A 17556-nucleotide genomic window follows, 5' to 3' on the forward strand; every position below is an offset into this window, starting at 1 on the left:
GAATTCCAGTAGATGCCGGATCAACCTGAACTTCGGGGCAGGTTGAATGCCTGTTTAAGTCGTATCTCCAGCCGGGTGCGCCGGTGGTCTTCGAATTCGCTGCAAACATGGCTTGGCTGGCTGAGAAACAGCCAGTCCTTGAGCAGGCGTCCGCGAATGCAGAAATCCAGAATGTCCATAATGATTGGATGGCGGTACTGGCGGAAGAACATGTCCTTGTTTCGTTTCAGGATGCCGCTGCGATCCACATCTGACGGCTGACTGTCGCGGAATATGTCGGCCTTCAGGAAGTCGACGATGTCGTATACGGCCAGCTTTTCGCGTGCCTCGGTGAAATCCAGCCCGATGGTTTTCCCTTGCCCCATGATCAGGTTGAGACCGTGAAAATCGCCATGCGCGAACACCTGAATATCCGGCGCCCCTTTCAGGCGCGCGGCCTCGGCCAGCATCGTGTTGATCATTCGCTGACTTGTGCCGGCAAGATTGGCGGGCAGGTTTTCCGACAGGTCCCGGATGCTGTCGGTCATCCATTTGGGCCGGAACCCATAGTCTTTTGGCGGGCGAAACCCGTGCAGATCGTTCAGCCTTGCTCCGGCGCGGCGATAGACCTGGGCGACCTGATCGTTGTCGGGGCTGTTGTAGATCAGATCGACGGCGGTGGGGCGTTTGATGTATTCGGTGACCATGAAGTCACCTGCGGAGGAGAGGTAGATCGGACGCACAACCTGCGACGTCTTCTTGTCGTCGAAGTATTCGGCAAGCTGACAGAGTAAATTATACTCCTTGCGCAGCCGGTCGGTTATGGGGGCTTGGGTGTTGGCCTTCGGCGCGTACATCGCCCCTTGGGTTTCAAGCTTGAGAACAAGCCGTGTTTCGGGGAAATCATGAGACCGGTAGATACAGGAATGTTCGCGGATGGGGTCGATCGTACCGCTTCGGGAAAGCTGATGCAGATATTGGGATGTCCGGTCGCGCTCTTGTTGAGAAAGGATCAGCATTTTAAGGACGCGCGCCAGTTCGGATCGGGATCGGGGCCATAGACTTTGACAGGACCGCAGCGCGTCCTTGGTGTCAATGAGTGGTTGGCGCGATTTATCCGTGTCAGAACCGATGACGCCACAGCCCGCGAAACCCGTTTTTCGTGCAATTTACCTCTTGGAAACCGAGCGTGTCTGCCCTAAGTAAGGCTACGAAGTAAAGCGTGCGATTCGTCGTGCGCTTTATTTTGTTTCGTCCAAGACGGTGGGTGGGGCCATACGGTTCCTTAATTCCCTGCCTGAGACGGGTAAGACCAAAGAATTCTGAGGGTCCCACCCTCGGGCGAGTTTTGGCCAATCCCGTAACAACGGACCTGAACGCCGGGGCGCAAGCCGCGGCAAATATGAGCCGGGATGTCTGACATCCCTAACTTGGAGAGAACTGTGGATAGAGCCCAGAAAGAGAAAGTGGTCGAGGAACTCGGCCAAATCTTCGAAAGCTCTGGCGTCGTAGTGGTTTCGCACTACGCCGGTCTGACAGTTGCCGAGATGCAGGACCTTCGCGCACGTGCTCGTGACGCGGGTGGCTCCGTGCGTGTTGCCAAGAACAGGCTCGCCAAAATCGCCCTTGAGGGTAAGCCGTGTGCAAGCATGGCCGACCTGCTGACAGGGATGACCGTTCTGACCTATTCCGAGGACCCCGTGGCAGCAGCCAAGGTGGCCGAGGACTTCGCCAAGGATAACAAGAATTTTGAAATCCTCGGCGGTGCAATGGGCGAGAACGCTCTGGACCGCAAAGGCGTTGAAGCCGTTTCGAAAATGCCGTCGCGTGAGGAGCTTATTGCTTCGATCGTGGGCTGCATTGGCGCACCTGCTTCGAACATCGCCGGCGCGATTGGCGCACCTGCAAGCAACATCGCAAGCATCCTTTCCACCATCGAAGAGAAGGCGGAAGCTGCGTAAGCGGTTGGCACTGAATGATCTGCGTGGGGCATTTGCCCTGACGTTGGAACACACACTGTAAAACGGAAAGAGCTAATACAATGGCTGATCTGAAAGCACTCGCAGAAAGCATCGTGGGTCTGACCCTGCTGGAAGCACAAGAACTGAAAACCATCCTCAAAGACGAGTACGGCATCGAGCCCGCAGCAGGCGGCGCAGTTGTCATGGCAGCTGGTGGCGACGCCGCCGGTGGCGCAGCTGAGGAAGAAAAAACCGAATTCGACGTCGTTCTGAAGAACGCCGGCGCTTCGAAAATCAACGTGATCAAAGAAGTTCGCGGCATCACCGGTCTGGGCCTGAAAGAAGCCAAGGAACTGGTCGAAGCCGGCGGCAAGATCAAAGAAGGCGTGTCGAAAGACGAAGCCGAGGAAGTCAAAGGCAAGCTGGAAGCAGCTGGCGCAGAGGTCGAACTGGCCTAAGCCCTTTGTCTGGTGCGTCGCTGATGCGCCTGAAAATTTGGCTGGGTCCGGAGAAATCCGGGTCCAGCCGAACCTGTCTTAGAAAGGGCCTCATGGGTTGGGGCGTTTTCTAAGACACGGTTTTCGGATCGGGAGGCCGCCTTCGGGACGGTGGCCATGAATTGATCCGGACGTGTCGTCTCGAATGTGCAAGATGCCGGGGCCCGACGGTGTCTTTGCCCGCTGAGAACATCGAAAGGTGACATCTGACATGGCTCAAACGTTCCTTGGCCAGAAACGTCTTCGTAAATATTACGGCAAAATCCGCGAAGTGCTGGAGATGCCGAACCTCATTGAGGTCCAGAAATCTTCTTATGATCTTTTCTTGCGCTCCGGCGATGCAGAACAGCCCACAGACGGCGAAGGCATCAAAGGTGTGTTCCAGTCGGTTTTCCCGATCAAGGATTTCAACGAAACCTCCGTTCTGGAGTTCGTGAAATACGATCTGGAAAAACCCAAATACGACGTCGAAGAGTGCATGCAGCGCGACATGACCTACAGCGCTCCGCTGAAGGTAACCCTGCGCCTGATCGTGTTTGATGTCGACGAGGACACTGGCGCCAAGTCGGTCAAGGACATCAAGGAACAGGACGTGTTCATGGGCGACATGCCCCTGATGACGCCGAACGGGACCTTCATCGTGAACGGTACCGAGCGTGTGATCGTGTCCCAGATGCACCGTTCGCCCGGTGTGTTCTTCGACCATGACAAGGGCAAGACCCACTCCTCGGGCAAGCTTCTGTTTGCCTGCCGCATCATCCCGTATCGCGGCAGCTGGCTGGACTTCGAGTTCGACGCCAAGGACATCGTGTTCGCCCGTATCGACCGCCGTCGCAAACTGCCTGTGACAACCCTGCTGTATGCGCTGGGTCTGGATCAGGAAGCGATCATGGACGCGTATTACAACACCGTGTCCTATAAGCTGGACAAGAAAAAGGGCTGGATCGCGCCGTTCTTCCCCGAGCGTGTACGTGGCACCCGTCCGACCTATGACCTGATCGACGCGAAATCCGGTGAGGTGATTGCCGAAGCGGGCAAGAAGGTCACGCCGCGCGCGGTCAAGAAACTGATTGACGAGGGCGCCGTCACCGACCTGCTGGTTCCCTTCGATCATATCGTTGGCAAATTCGTCGCCAAGGACATCATCAACGAAGAAACCGGTGCGATCTATGTCGAAGCCGGTGATGAACTGACCCTGGAATACGACAAGGACGGCGACCTGATTGGCGGTACCGTCAAGGAACTGCTGGATGCGGGCTTCAAAGACATCCCGGTTCTGGACATCGACAACGTCAACGTCGGCCCCTACATGCGCAACACTATGGCGCAGGACAAGAACATGGGTCGCGAAAGCGCGCTTATGGACATTTACCGTGTCATGCGCCCGGGCGAGCCGCCCACCGTCGAAGCTGCGTCGGCACTATTCGACACCCTGTTCTTCGACAGCGAGCGTTATGACCTGTCCGCCGTTGGCCGTGTGAAGATGAACATGCGTCTGGCACTGGACGCGCCGGACACCCTGCGCACCCTGCGCCGCGAAGATATCGTGGCCTGCATCAAGGCGCTGGTTGAACTGCGTGACGGCAAGGGCGACGTGGACGATATCGACCACCTCGGCAACCGTCGTGTGCGTTCGGTCGGCGAACTGATGGAAAACCAGTACCGCGTCGGTCTGCTGCGCATGGAGCGCGCGATCAAAGAGCGTATGTCGTCGGTCGAGATTGACACCGTCATGCCGCAAGACCTGATCAACGCGAAACCGGCTGCGGCTGCTGTTCGTGAATTCTTCGGCTCGTCGCAGCTGTCGCAGTTCATGGACCAGACCAACCCGCTGTCGGAAGTCACCCACAAACGCCGTCTCTCGGCGCTTGGCCCCGGTGGTCTGACGCGTGAGCGTGCGGGCTTTGAGGTTCGTGACGTACACCCGACCCACTATGGCCGGATGTGCCCGATTGAAACGCCGGAAGGTCCGAACATCGGTCTGATCAACTCGCTGGCCACCTTTGCCCGCGTGAACAAGTATGGCTTCATCGAAACACCGTACCGCGTCGTCAAAGACGCCGAGGTGACCGATGAGGTTCACTACATGTCTGCGACCGAGGAAATGCGTCACACCGTGGCGCAGGCGAACGCGACGCTGGATGAGAACGGCAAGTTCATCAACGATCTGGTTTCGACCCGTCAGGCCGGTGACTACACGCTTGCTCCGCGCGAGAATGTGGACCTGATCGACGTGTCGCCGAAGCAGCTGGTCTCGGTCGCTGCATCGCTGATCCCGTTCCTTGAAAATGACGACGCCAACCGCGCTCTGATGGGCTCGAACATGCAACGTCAGGCGGTTCCGCTGCTGCGGGCCGAGGCGCCGCTGGTCGGTACCGGGATCGAGGAAAAGGTTGCGATCGACTCGGGTGCTGCGATCCAGGCGAAGCGCGCCGGTATCATCGACCAGGTCGATGCCCAGCGTATCGTGATCCGTGCTACCGAGGATCTGGAACTGGGCGACGCTGGCGTTGACATCTATCGTCTGCGCAAATTCCAGCGTTCGAACCAGAACACCTGCATCAACCAGCGTCCGCTGATCAAGGTGGGTGACACCGTCCAGAAGGGCGAGGTCATTGCCGATGGTCCGTCGACCGATATGGGTGAACTGGCCCTTGGTAAGAACGTGGTCGTCGCGTTCATGCCGTGGAACGGTTACAACTACGAAGACTCGATCCTGATCTCGGAACGTATCGCGCGTGATGACGTCTTTACCTCGGTCCATATCGAGGAGTTTGAAGTCGCCGCCCGTGACACCAAGCTGGGCCCGGAAGAGATCACCCGCGACATCCCGAACGTCGGTGAAGAAGCGCTGCGCAACCTCGACGAGGCGGGCATCGTTTACATCGGTGCGGATGTTGAGCCGGGCGATATTCTGGTTGGCAAGATCACTCCGAAGGGCGAAAGCCCGATGACCCCGGAAGAAAAGCTGCTGCGCGCCATCTTTGGTGAGAAAGCATCTGACGTGCGCGACACCTCGCTGCGCGTGAAGCCGGGCGATTACGGTACGGTCGTTGAGGTCCGCGTCTTCAACCGTCACGGTGTCGAGAAAGACGAACGTGCGCTGCAGATCGAGCGTGAGGAAGTCGAACGTCTGGCCCGTGACCGGGACGACGAGCTGGCGATCCTTGACCGAAACATCTATGCGCGTCTGCAGGGCCTGATCCTGGGTAAAACCGCTGTCAAAGGCCCGAAAGGCGTCAAGCCAGGCTCGGCGATCACCGAGGATCTGCTGGAAACCCTGACCCGTGGTCAGTGGTGGCAGCTGGCGCTGGAAGGCGAGCAGGACGCACAAATCGTTGAGGCTCTGAACGAGCAGTACGAAGTGCAAAAGCGTGCTCTGGACGCCCGTTTCGAGGATAAGGTCGAAAAGGTCCGTCGTGGCGATGACCTGCCGCCGGGTGTGATGAAGATGGTCAAAGTCTTCATTGCCGTGAAGCGTAAGCTTCAGCCGGGCGATAAGATGGCCGGTCGTCACGGGAACAAGGGTGTGATCTCCAAGGTTGTTCCGATGGAAGACATGCCGTTCCTGGCCGATGGTACGCCGGTTGACTTCTGTCTGAACCCGCTGGGCGTGCCTTCGCGTATGAACGTTGGTCAGATCCTTGAAACCCATATGGGTTGGGCCGCGCGCGGTCTGGGTCTGAACATCGACGACGCTCTGGGTGAATACCGCCGTTCCGGCGATCTGACCCCGGTGCGTGAAGCGATGAAGCTGGCCTATGGCGAGAATGTCTACGAGGAAGGCATCACCGGTCTGGACGAGGATGGTCTGATCGAGGCTGCGGGCAACGTGACCCGCGGTGTTCCGATCGCAACCCCGGTCTTCGACGGTGCCAAAGAGGCTGACGTCAACGACGCGCTAGTGCGTGCGGGCTTCTCGGAAAGCGGTCAGTCGGTTCTGTTCGACGGTCGCACCGGTGAGCAATTTGCACGTCCGGTGACCGTGGGCATTAAGTACCTGCTGAAACTGCATCACCTTGTGGACGACAAAATCCACGCGCGTTCGACCGGGCCGTACAGCCTGGTTACCCAGCAGCCGCTGGGTGGTAAGGCGCAGTTCGGTGGTCAGCGCTTTGGTGAGATGGAGGTCTGGGCTCTGGAAGCTTACGGCGCCGCCTACACCCTGCAGGAGATGCTCACCGTGAAATCGGATGACGTCGCCGGCCGGACCAAGGTCTATGAGTCGATCGTCAAGGGCGAGGATAACTTTGAAGCGGGCGTACCGGAATCGTTCAACGTTCTGGTGAAAGAAGTTCGTGGCCTCGGCCTGAATATGGAACTCCTGGATGCGGAGGTTGAGGAGTAAGGGCGCTGCCCCTTCTCCCGTCCCCCCTTCCGCAAGATTTGAGGTAACAAATGAACCAGGAAATCACCAACAACCCGTTCAACCCGCTGACGCCCCCGAAGGTTTTCGACGAGATCAAGGTCTCGTTGGCGTCGCCCGAGCGGATCCTGTCTTGGTCCTATGGCGAGATCAAGAAACCCGAAACCATCAACTACCGGACGTTCAAGCCCGAGCGTGACGGTCTGTTCTGCGCGCGTATCTTTGGCCCGATCAAAGATTACGAATGTCTGTGCGGCAAATATAAGCGGATGAAGTATCGCGGCGTTGTCTGCGAGAAATGCGGTGTGGAAGTCACCCTGCAGAAAGTCCGCCGCGAGCGTATGGGTCATATCGAACTGGCCGCACCCGTCGCACATATCTGGTTCCTGAAATCGCTGCCGTCCCGCATTGGTCTGATGCTGGACATGACGCTGCGCGATCTGGAACGCGTTCTGTACTTTGAAAACTACGTCGTCATCGAGCCCGGTCTGACCGACCTGACCTACGGCCAGATGCTGACTGAAGAAGAGTACATGGATGCGCAGGATGCCTATGGCATGGACGCGTTCACCGCGAATATCGGTGCCGAAGCCATTCGTGAGATGCTGGCCCAGATCGATCTGGAAGCCGAAGCCGAGCAGCTGCGCGCTGATCTGGCTGAAGCAACCGGCGAATTGAAGCCCAAGAAGATCATCAAACGTCTGAAGGTTGTTGAATCTTTCCTCGAGTCGGGTAACCGCCCCGAGTGGATGGTCCTGACCGTGATCCCGGTCATCCCGCCGGAATTGCGTCCGCTGGTTCCGCTGGATGGTGGCCGCTTTGCGACTTCGGATCTGAATGACCTGTATCGCCGCGTCATCAACCGGAACAACCGTCTGAAGCGTCTGATCGAACTGCGTGCACCTGACATCATCGTCCGCAACGAAAAGCGGATGCTGCAGGAATCCGTTGATGCTCTGTTCGACAACGGCCGTCGTGGTCGCGTGATCACCGGCGCCAACAAGCGTCCGCTGAAATCGCTGTCGGACATGCTGAAAGGTAAGCAGGGCCGCTTCCGTCAGAACCTTCTGGGTAAGCGCGTCGACTTCTCAGGCCGTTCAGTCATTGTGACTGGCCCGGAACTCAAGCTGCACCAGTGTGGTCTGCCCAAGAAGATGGCGCTGGAACTGTTCAAGCCGTTCATCTACTCGCGCCTTGAAGCCAAGGGTCTGTCTTCGACCGTGAAACAGGCGAAGAAACTGGTCGAGAAAGAGCGTCCCGAAGTGTGGGATATCCTCGACGAAGTGATCCGCGAACACCCTGTCATGCTGAACCGTGCGCCGACGCTGCACCGTCTTGGCATTCAGGCGTTCGAGCCGGTCCTGATCGAAGGTAAAGCCATCCAGCTTCACCCGCTGGTCTGTTCGGCCTTTAACGCCGACTTCGACGGTGACCAGATGGCGGTTCACGTTCCGCTGAGCCTTGAGGCCCAGCTGGAAGCCCGTGTTCTGATGATGTCGACGAACAACGTTCTGTCGCCTGCAAACGGCGCACCGATCATCGTTCCGTCGCAGGACATGATCCTAGGTCTCTACTATGTGACTCTGGAACGCGAAGGCATGCCGGGCGAAGGCAAGGTCTTTGGTTCGATCGACGAGGTTCAGCATGCGCTGGACGCGGGTGAAGTGCATCTGCACTCGAAAATCACCGCGCGGATCACGCAGATCGACGACGAGGGCAACGAAGTTCAGAAGCGCTATGAAACCACACCGGGCCGTCTGCGTCTGGGTGCCTTGCTGCCGATGAACAACAAAGCGCCGTTCGAGCTGGTCAACCGCCTGCTACGGAAGAAAGAAGTGCAGCAGGTGATCGACACCGTCTACCGTTACTGCGGTCAGAAAGAGTCGGTCATTTTCTGTGACCAGATCATGTCGATGGGCTTCAAGGAAGCGTTCAAGGCGGGCATCTCGTTTGGCAAGGACGACATGGTCATTCCGAACGACAAGTGGGGCATCGTTGATGACACCCGCAACCAGGTGAAAGACTTTGAACAGCAGTACATGGACGGCCTGATCACTCAGGGCGAAAAGTACAACAAGGTTGTCGATGCCTGGTCGAAGTGTAACGACCGCGTCACCGAGGCGATGATGAGCACCATCTCGGACGTCGCCAAGGCCGAAGACGGGTCGGACATGGAGCCGAACTCGGTCTACATGATGGCCCACTCGGGCGCGCGTGGCTCGGTCACTCAGATGAAACAACTGGGCGGTATGCGCGGCCTGATGGCCAAGCCGAACGGTGACATCATCGAGACGCCGATCATCTCGAACTTCAAGGAAGGTCTGACCGTTCTTGAATACTTCAACTCGACCCACGGTGCCCGTAAGGGTCTGTCGGATACCGCTCTGAAGACGGCGAACTCGGGTTACCTGACCCGTCGTCTGGTGGACGTGGCGCAGGACTGCATCGTGCGCGAGATCGATTGCGGCACCGACCGCGCGATCACTGCCGAAGCAGCCGTCAACGATGGTGAGGTTGTCGCCTCGCTGGCCGAGCGTATTCTGGGCCGAGTGGCTGCTGACGACATCCTGCGTCCGGGTACGGACGAAGTGATCGTGGCTGCTGGTCAGCTGATCGATGAACGCATGGCCGACACCATTGATGAGGCCGGCGTTCAGTCGACCCGCATCCGCTCGCCTCTGACCTGTGAGTCCGAGGAAGGCGTTTGTGCTACCTGCTATGGTCGTGACCTGGCGCGCGGCACCATGGTGAACACTGGCGAAGCTGTCGGCATCATCGCTGCCCAGTCCATCGGTGAACCCGGTACGCAGCTGACGATGCGGACCTTCCACATCGGTGGTGTTGCGCAAGGTGGCCAGCAGTCGTTCCAGGAAGCAAACCAGGAAGGTGTTGTCACATTTGAGAACCCGCAGATTCTGATCAATGCCGCAGGTGAAAGCCTGGTCATGGGCCGGAACATGAAGCTGGTGATCAACGACGAACATGGCGAAGAGCGTGCCAGCTTCAAACTGGGCTACGGTTCGAAGCTGTTCGTCAAGGACGGCACCAAGGTGGCCCGTGGCGACAAACTGTTCGAGTGGGACCCGTACACCCTGCCGATCATCGCCGAGAAAGCCGGTACCGCGAAATACGTCGATCTGGTTTCGGGCCTTGCCGTCCGCGACGAGACCGACGAAGCAACCGGCATGACCCAGAAGATCGTGATCGACTGGCGCGCGGCCCCCAAAGGCAGCGACCTCAAGCCCGAGATCATTCTGGTCGGTGAAGATGGCGAGCCGGTCCGCAACGATGCGGGCAACCCGGTTCACTATCCGATGTCGGTGGATGCGATCCTGTCGGTCGAAGACGGTCAGAAGATCGAAGCCGGTGACGTCGTTGCGCGTATCCCGCGTGAAGGCGCCAAGACCAAGGACATCACCGGTGGTCTGCCGCGTGTGGCCGAACTGTTCGAAGCCCGTCGTCCGAAAGATCACGCGATCATCGCAGAAGCCGATGGTTACGTGCGCTTTGGACGCGACTACAAGAACAAGCGCCGCATCAGCATCGAACCGGCTGATGAGTCACTGGAACCGATCGAGTACATGGTGCCCAAGGGCAAGCACATCCCGGTTGTGGAAGGTGACTTCGTCCAGAAAGGTGACTACATCATGGACGGTAACCCGGCACCGCATGACATCCTGTCCATCATGGGTGTCGAAGCACTGGCGAACTATATGATCGACGAAGTGCAGGACGTTTACCGTCTGCAGGGCGTGAAGATCAACGACAAGCACATCGAGGTTATCGTGCGCCAGATGCTGCAGAAGTGGGAGATCCTGGATTCAGGCGACACCACCCTGCTGAAGGGCGAGCATGTCGACAAGCAGGAGTTCGACGCGGCGAACGAGAAGACTATCGCCCGCGGTGGTCGTCCGGCACAGGGCGAGCCGATCCTCTTGGGGATCACCAAGGCCTCGCTGCAGACGCGTTCGTTCATCTCGGCGGCGTCGTTCCAGGAAACCACCCGCGTGCTGACCGAAGCCTCGGTTCAGGGCAAGAAGGACAAGCTGGTTGGCCTGAAAGAGAACGTCATCGTCGGCCGCCTGATCCCGGCCGGTACAGGTGGAGCCACCCAGGCAGTGCGTCAGGTTGCCCAGTCGCGCGACAACGTCGTGATCGAAGCCCGCCGGGAAGAGGCCGAAGCGGCCGCTGCCCTGGCTGCGCCGATGATCGACGACGACATGGTTGGCGACGAGCTGGACGTGCTGGTGGAAACACCGGAAAGCCGCGAGTGAGCGCCATAAAATGCTAAAGATCAGGCCCCGCGAAATCGCGGGGCCTTTTTTTTGTGAGGCCACCACCGCCATTTTCTTAAGACTCAAGAACGCGTCGGGCTTTGGCGCTGGCAAAATTTTTCTAAGTTTTGGGTGGTCTTGCAGATATTCTATAAGGCCGCGCTGCAATGTGGTAAGCTTAAGACTTGATGCTGGGGGCGAAAATGCTCAAGTTTGACCGGGAAACGGCCAAGATACTGGACGTTGCCTATCAGGGTGCCGACATTATTCGAAGAAGACGGGCTTCTTTTGATGCTCTCAATCCAAGTCCGGGCGAGACCATCTTGGATATTGGTTGCGGAAATGGACTGCTGACCGCAGAGCTCGCGCGCGCAGTTGGCCCGTCAGGTCGGATCGTCGGCGTAGATCCAAGTAAAGATATGCTGGCGGTCGGAAAGAACAGATGCCTGGATTACTCCTGCGTTGAGTTTCTTGAAGGTGTTGCCGGCGATCTGCCACTAGCGGATGAATTCTCTGATAAAGCTGTTTCTGTTCAAGTATTTGAGTATGTTGAAGATATAGGGGCGGCCTTCGGCGAGGCGATGCGTTGCCTCAAACCTGCAGGGCGGTTTGTGATCAGCGATCTTCATTTCGGCAGTCTCATTTGGTTCAGCGATGAACCGGAAAGAATGCAGCTTGTGCTTTCCATCTGGAACGAACACTTCGCCAGTGGAACAGTTCCGGAACGACTGCCAGCCCTAATCAGGGAAAGCGGGCATAGTGTGGAGGATGTCGTATCGATCACGATGACGGATCACCAGTTAAAGCCGGATGGGATTGCTATCATGATGATGCATCTCATGAAACAATTTGTAGTGAACAGCGCAAAAATTGAGTCAGCTGTCGCACAAGCTTGGTTCGACGAACAAGTCAGACTTGCGGAGCAGGGTCGCTTTTTCTTTTCGGTTACGCAGTTTGTTGTCGTGGCGCGGAAATCAAGCTGAACCGTGAAATTGAGTGCGAGCGCGCGCGGTCGTCGCATGAACACAAACGTCGATAAGCGGGCTCCAACTTTGGGCTGTAATCAATTGGTGTGTTTTTCAAGCCTCTGCGGGGGCATGCTGAACCCTGGTTGCCAACGCAGCCCGATGACCTTTCGCCGTCACTGGTATGAGTTGACAAAACTGGTCCCAATAGCGCCAATGCTTCGATTGATTTGAGACCGGGCCTGATTGAAATGACCCCAAACCTAAAAGGCGCCTTGCTGATGATGGGCAGCATGGCCGCGTTTACCGTGAATGACACGCTGGTGAAGGTGGCGCTTGATGATTTGCCGCTGTTTCAACTGGTTGCGTTGCGCGGGTTGCTGGCATCGTGTCTGGTGTTCATTCTCGCCCGGCATCTTGGGGCGTTGCACCTGAATTTCTCGCACCATGACAAGTGGCTGGTCGCGCTGCGCTGTCTCAGCGAATTGTCGGCAACGTTCTTTTTCCTGACAGCGCTGAAGCATATGCCGCTGGCGAATGTCACTGCCGTGCTGCAGGCGCTTCCGCTGACGGTCACCCTTGGAGCCGCGCTTTTCTTTTCCGAGCATATCGGCTGGCGGCGAATTACCGCGATCGCCATGGGCTTTGCTGGAATGTTGCTGATCGTCCGTCCCGGCCCGGACGGGTTCAGTATCTATGCGCTTTATGCGCTGATCGCTGTTGCCTCGGTCACGGCGCGCGATCTGATCACGCGGCGTATGTCGGCAGATGTGCCGTCGATGGTTGTGACACTGGCGACATCGTTTTCGATAACGACCGCGGCTGCGGTTGCTTCGGTCGTTGAAGGATGGGTGCCTGTCACGGCCGGCTCTGGCCTGCTGGTTGCATCGGCCGCCGTGTTTGTTCTGATGGGTTATTTGTTGAGCGTCATGGTGATGCGGGTTGGTGAGGTCGGATTTGTCGCGCCCTTCCGGTATTCCAGCCTGCTCTGGGCCCTGGGCTTGGGGTGGACCGTTTTCGGCGACTGGCCGGATGCCGTGACGATGCTTGGCGCAGCTCTGGTCGTGGGTGCGGGCCTGTTCACACTGTTCCGCGAGCGGTCGCATCAACCGGCGGAGTGAACCCGCCGAACGACGTTTTGGTCAATGGCAAATCGCGCAATGAACTCGCCTTCCTGCTCGGGGCTTAGGTCTGACAGACCGGCCTTGCTGTTGCGGGTCTGGGGCGAGTCGTTGAACTGATTCAGTGAACGCACCCACATGGGCGCGTCCGGATAGCTGACAACGGGCATGCGCCGAGCGATCTTGTTGTGGGCGAAATTCATGATCGTCAGCGGGCAACCGCCCTGAACGTGCATTCCCAAACCGGCGGTGACGAGATCGCTGTATACATTCAACGCCCGAATACCTGTCGCATCCATGCGGGCCAGAAATCCGTTGTTGAAATCAATGCCGACCGCAGGGTTGTTTTCAAAAAGTCCCCGGCAATCCTGCGCTGCAAGACGAAGGCGTTCGACGAAGTCGACGGAAACGGCGTCATCGTCATCATGGCGAAACTGCAGGCAGGGTTGGTCCGGGTCCTGACGTGCAGCGTTCAGGATATCCTGCATGACCCTGCGATGTCGGGCAGGCTTTCTTTCGATGATCCGGACCTGACGAATGTTGGCCGTCAGGTCTTGCAGCCGGTCACGGGCCTGTGTGGGCATGCAGTCCCCGATCACGATCAGAAGCTGGAAATCTTCATCGGTCTGCTCGTGAAAACAAGGCAGGGTGCTGGATTCGAACAGCCTGAACCGTTCTTCCAGCCGCCTGGGACTGTAAAGATGACGCCGCCTGTCCTCCACGGTCTCGTGTTCGATCTGAAAACCGCCGAGGGCTGGATAGGAAAAGCGGCACAGGCCGATGACTTGCATTGAATGTCCGGAAGCTAGGGTCTTGCCGGGACTATGCCGCTGCATTAGGTGCATCGCAAGCGGCAGACCGCTCCTTTGTCGCGGCCGCGAAAGCCGGTTGGACAGGGCACTGTTGACACTTGGGCCGACTCCCCCTATTACGCGCGTCATCTCGGTACCGGGGGCCGCCCCATAACCGATTTCAGTAATGAACTGGTCAAGGCCCGGACAATTTTGCAGTTCGCGCCCTCTGATAACAAACCGCGACGTTCACCTCGGAATGGGAACGCTCGCGGGTTTTGCGCTTGTGGACGCATGAGTGCAGCAAGTTTAACCGCACGCAACCGCGTGCATGTCATGTGTGTTGCAAAACGGGGAAGAAACCGGAATGCCAACTATTCAACAGCTGATCCGCAAGCCGCGGCAGCCGAAAGTAAAACGCTCGAAGTCCATGCACCTGGAGCAGTGCCCGCAGAAACGCGGCGTCTGCACACGTGTTTACACCACCACACCGAAGAAGCCGAACTCGGCTATGCGTAAGGTTGCCAAGGTGCGCCTGACCAACGGGTTCGAGGTCATCTCGTACATCCCCGGTGAAAGCCACAACCTGCAGGAACACTCGGTTGTTCTGATCCGTGGCGGCCGTGTGAAAGACCTTCCCGGTGTGCGTTACCACATCCTGCGCGGTGTTCTGGATACTCAGGGCGTCAAAGATCGTAAGCAACGCCGTTCGAAATACGGCGCGAAGCGTCCCAAGTAAGAAGGAGAGGCTGATATGTCACGTCGTCACGCCGCCGAAAAACGCGAAGTCCTGCCTGACGCCAAATTTGGCGACAAGGTACTGACCAAATTCATGAACAACCTGATGATCGACGGCAAGAAGTCGGTCGCAGAGCGCATCGTTTACAACGCATTTGACCGCGTTGAGAACAAGATCAAGCGCGCCCCGGTCGAAGTGTTCCACGAAGCGCTCGACAACATCAAACCGTCGGTCGAGGTTCGCTCGCGCCGGGTTGGTGGTGCAACCTATCAGGTTCCGGTCGAAGTGCGCCCCGAGCGCCGCGAAGCTCTGGCCATCCGCTGGCTGATCACCGCCGCCCGTGGCCGCAATGAAAACACCATGGAAGAGCGCCTTGCAGGCGAGCTGCTGGACGCCGTTCAGTCCCGCGGTACTGCCGTCAAGAAACGCGAAGACACCCACAAGATGGCCGAGGCGAACAAAGCCTTCAGCCATTACCGTTGGTAATCCCAGAGGCTTATCCAAATGGCACGCGAATATCCGCTCGAACTATACCGCAACTTCGGTATCATGGCGCACATCGACGCAGGTAAGACCACCTGCTCGGAGCGTATCCTGTATTACACTGGTAAATCCCACAACATCGGTGAGGTGCACGATGGTGCAGCCACCATGGACTGGATGGAGCAGGAGCAGGAACGCGGCATCACCATCACTTCGGCTGCGACCACTACCTTTTGGGAGCGCACCGAGGACGGTCAGACCGCCGATACCCCCAAGCACCGCCTGAACATCATCGACACCCCCGGCCACGTTGACTTCACAATCGAAGTTGAACGCTCGCTGGCGGTTCTCGACGGTGCCGTCTGCGTTCTGGACGCAAACGCCGGTGTTGAGCCCCAGACCGAAACCGTGTGGCGTCAGGCAGACCGCTACAAGGTTCCGCGTATGGTTTTCGTCAACAAGATGGACAAGATCGGCGCAGACTTCTTCAACTGCGTTCGCATGATCGAAGACCGCACCGGCGCACGCGCTGTTCCGGTTGGTATTCCGATTGGCGCCGAGTCCGAACTGGAAGGCCTGATCGATCTGGTCACCATGGAAGAGTGGCTGTGGCAGGGTGAAGACCTTGGCGCAAGCTGGGTCAAGGCCCCGATCCGTGACAGCCTGAAAGACATGGCCGATGAATGGCGCGGCAAGATGATCGAAGCGGCCGTCGAAGAAGACGACGACGCGATGATGGCCTACCTGGAAGGCGAAGAGCCCGACGTTCCGACCCTGCGCAAACTGCTGCGCAAGGGCACGCTGGCGCTGCACTTCGTTCCGGTTCTGGGCGGTTCGGCGTTCAAGAACAAAGGCGTTCAGCCGCTGCTCAACGCTGTGATCGATTATCTGCCCAGCCCGCTGGACGTTGTCGATTACATGGGCTTCAAACCCGGTGACGAGGAAGAAGTTCGTAACATCGCACGTCGTGCCGACGACAACATGGCCTTCTCGGGCCTGGCGTTCAAAATCATGAACGACCCCTTCGTCGGTTCGCTGACCTTCACCCGGATCTATTCGGGTGTCATGAACAAGGGCGACTCGATCCTGAACTCGACCAAAGGCAAAAAAGAGCGCATCGGTCGTATGATGATGATGCACTCGAACAACCGGGAAGAGATCGAAGAAGCGTTTGCAGGCGACATCATCGCGCTGGCGGGTCTGAAAGACACCACCACCGGTGACACCCTGTGTGACGCGAAGGATCCGGTGGTTCTGGAAACCATGACCTTCCCCGATCCGGTAATCGAGATCGCGGTCGAGCCCAAAACCAAGGGCGACCAAGAGAAGATGTCCCAGGGTCTGGCCCGTCTGGCCGCCGAAGACCCGTCCTTCCGCGTGGAAACCGACCTGGAATCGGGTCAGACCATCATGAAGGGCATGGGCGAACTTCACCTGGACATCCTGGTGGACCGCCTGAAGCGCGAGTTCAAGGTCGAGGCGAACATCGGTGCGCCGCAGGTGGCTTACCGTGAAACCATCTCGATGCCTGTCGAGCACACCTACACCCACAAGAAACAGTCGGGTGGTTCGGGTCAGTTCGCGGAAGTCAAGCTGGAGATCCAGCCCACTGAGGCGGGCGAAGGCTATTCGTTCGAAAGCCGCATCGTTGGTGGTGCCGTTCCGAAGGAATACATCCCCGGCGTTGAAAAAGGCATCAACTCGGTCATGGACAGCGGCCCGCTGGCTGGCTTCCCCGTGATCGACTTCAAGGTTGCCCTGCTGGACGGTAAGTTCCACGACGTTGACTCGAGCGTTCTGGCGTTCGAAATCGCATCGCGGATGTGTATGCGTGAAGGCATGCGCAAAGCCGGCGCGAAACTGCTGGAACCGATCATGAAGGTCGAAGTGATCACCCCGGAAGAATACACCGGCGGTATCATCGGTGACCTGACCTCGCGTCGTGGCCAGGTGTCTGGACAAGAGCCGCGCGGCAACGCAATCGCGATCGACGCGTTTGTTCCGCTGGCGAACATGTTCGGCTACATCAACACCCTGCGTTCGATGTCGTCGGGCCGTGCCCAGTTCACCATGCAGTTCGACCACTACGATCCGGTTCCGCAAAACATCTCGGACGAGATCCAGGCGAAATACGCATAAGCGAAGATTTGAGGGAGCTCGGGTAACGGGCTCCCTTCATTACCGAAAAAGGAGGCCATCATGGCAAAGGAAAAGTTTGAGCGTACAAAACCGCACGTCAACATCGGCACGATTGGGCACGTTGACCACGGCAAGACGACGCTGACGGCGGCAATCACCAAGTATTTCGGTGACTTCAAAGCGTATGACCAGATTGACGGTGCGCCGGAAGAGAAAGCGCGCGGCATCACCATCTCGACCG

General features: G+C 58.0%; 12 protein-coding genes. 10 read left to right on the forward strand and 2 right to left on the reverse strand.

All coding sequences use genetic code 11. The features are described from left to right. Positions 1-20 precede the first annotated feature (20 nt). On the reverse strand, positions 21-998 hold the full coding sequence (locus ACR0CG_RS19170) for a phosphotransferase family protein (protein WP_480526876.1): 978 nt from the start codon (positions 996-998) through the stop codon (positions 21-23). Between the two features lie 423 nt (positions 999-1421). Between ACR0CG_RS19170 and rplJ the strand changes: the two genes are divergently transcribed. The 6 genes from rplJ to ACR0CG_RS19200 all read left to right on the forward strand — a co-directional run bounded on the left by rplJ (position 1422) and on the right by ACR0CG_RS19200 (position 13163). Then, complete coding sequence (gene rplJ / locus ACR0CG_RS19175; RefSeq protein WP_170613569.1) at positions 1422-1940, forward strand: 50S ribosomal protein L10; 519 nt, start codon at positions 1422-1424, stop codon at positions 1938-1940. Between the two features lie 80 nt (positions 1941-2020). After that, positions 2021-2398, forward strand: coding sequence for a 50S ribosomal protein L7/L12 (gene rplL / locus ACR0CG_RS19180; RefSeq protein ID WP_170613567.1), 378 nt, complete (start codon positions 2021-2023; stop codon positions 2396-2398). Positions 2399-2648: 250 nt separating this feature from the next. Continuing rightward, positions 2649-6785, forward strand: a complete 4137-nt coding sequence (rpoB, locus tag ACR0CG_RS19185; protein ID WP_480526878.1) for a DNA-directed RNA polymerase subunit beta — start codon at positions 2649-2651, stop codon at positions 6783-6785. Positions 6786-6835: 50 nt separating this feature from the next. Continuing rightward, positions 6836-11077, forward strand: coding sequence for a DNA-directed RNA polymerase subunit beta' (rpoC, locus tag ACR0CG_RS19190; RefSeq protein ID WP_480526879.1), 4242 nt, complete (start codon positions 6836-6838; stop codon positions 11075-11077). Between the two features lie 203 nt (positions 11078-11280). Beyond that, a complete protein-coding gene (locus tag ACR0CG_RS19195; RefSeq protein WP_480526880.1) occupies positions 11281-12060 on the forward strand; it encodes a methyltransferase domain-containing protein in 780 nt (259 codons plus the stop codon). Positions 12061-12293: 233 nt separating this feature from the next. Then, positions 12294-13163 carry a DMT family transporter gene (locus ACR0CG_RS19200; RefSeq protein ID WP_480526882.1) on the forward strand — a complete coding sequence of 290 codons (870 nt, stop codon included), beginning with the start codon at positions 12294-12296 and terminating at the stop codon, positions 13161-13163. On the opposite strand, the gene ACR0CG_RS19205 is transcribed toward ACR0CG_RS19200, so the two are convergent. Then, positions 13148-13954: a putative rhamnosyl transferase gene (locus tag ACR0CG_RS19205; protein WP_480526884.1), complete on the reverse strand. Its 807-nt coding sequence runs from the start codon at positions 13952-13954 to the stop codon at positions 13148-13150. The genes ACR0CG_RS19200 and ACR0CG_RS19205 overlap by 16 nt on opposite strands. A gap of 367 nt (positions 13955-14321) precedes the next feature. Here ACR0CG_RS19205 and rpsL point away from each other — a divergent pair, with 367 nt between their 5' ends. The 4 genes from rpsL to ACR0CG_RS19225 form a co-directional block, all read left to right on the forward strand. Further along, complete coding sequence (gene rpsL / locus ACR0CG_RS19210; protein ID WP_005621086.1) at positions 14322-14693, forward strand: 30S ribosomal protein S12; 372 nt, start codon at positions 14322-14324, stop codon at positions 14691-14693. A gap of 15 nt (positions 14694-14708) precedes the next feature. Continuing rightward, positions 14709-15179, forward strand: a complete 471-nt coding sequence (gene rpsG / locus ACR0CG_RS19215; RefSeq protein ID WP_039529242.1) for a 30S ribosomal protein S7 — start codon at positions 14709-14711, stop codon at positions 15177-15179. An 18-nt stretch (positions 15180-15197) separates the two neighbouring features. After that, entirely contained in the window at positions 15198-17315 is a 2118-nt protein-coding gene (gene fusA, locus ACR0CG_RS19220; RefSeq protein WP_480526885.1) for an elongation factor G, read from the forward strand. 60 nt (positions 17316-17375) lie between these two features. Then, positions 17376-17556: GTP-binding protein (locus ACR0CG_RS19225; protein WP_480526299.1), on the forward strand; the 181-nt coding region annotated here is incomplete at its 3' end.

This window comes from Ruegeria sp. AB8, assembly GCF_056542605.1.

Excerpts from the sequence above, each read along its gene's own strand:
- ACR0CG_RS19170 (WP_480526876.1), bottom strand. The coding sequence starts at position 998 with ATGCTGATCCTTTCTCAACAAGAGCGCGACCGGACATCCCAATATCTG.
- rplL (WP_170613567.1), top strand. The coding sequence starts at position 2,021 with ATGGCTGATCTGAAAGCACTCGCAGAAAGCATCGTGGGTCTGACCCTG.
- rpoB (WP_480526878.1), top strand. The coding sequence starts at position 2,649 with ATGGCTCAAACGTTCCTTGGCCAGAAACGTCTTCGTAAATATTACGGC.
- rpoC (WP_480526879.1), top strand. The coding sequence starts at position 6,836 with ATGAACCAGGAAATCACCAACAACCCGTTCAACCCGCTGACGCCCCCG.
- ACR0CG_RS19195 (WP_480526880.1), top strand. The coding sequence starts at position 11,281 with ATGCTCAAGTTTGACCGGGAAACGGCCAAGATACTGGACGTTGCCTAT.
- ACR0CG_RS19200 (WP_480526882.1), top strand. The coding sequence starts at position 12,294 with ATGACCCCAAACCTAAAAGGCGCCTTGCTGATGATGGGCAGCATGGCC.
- ACR0CG_RS19205 (WP_480526884.1), bottom strand. The coding sequence starts at position 13,954 with ATGCAAGTCATCGGCCTGTGCCGCTTTTCCTATCCAGCCCTCGGCGGT.
- rpsL (WP_005621086.1), top strand. The coding sequence starts at position 14,322 with ATGCCAACTATTCAACAGCTGATCCGCAAGCCGCGGCAGCCGAAAGTA.
- rpsG (WP_039529242.1), top strand. The coding sequence starts at position 14,709 with ATGTCACGTCGTCACGCCGCCGAAAAACGCGAAGTCCTGCCTGACGCC.
- fusA (WP_480526885.1), top strand. The coding sequence starts at position 15,198 with ATGGCACGCGAATATCCGCTCGAACTATACCGCAACTTCGGTATCATG.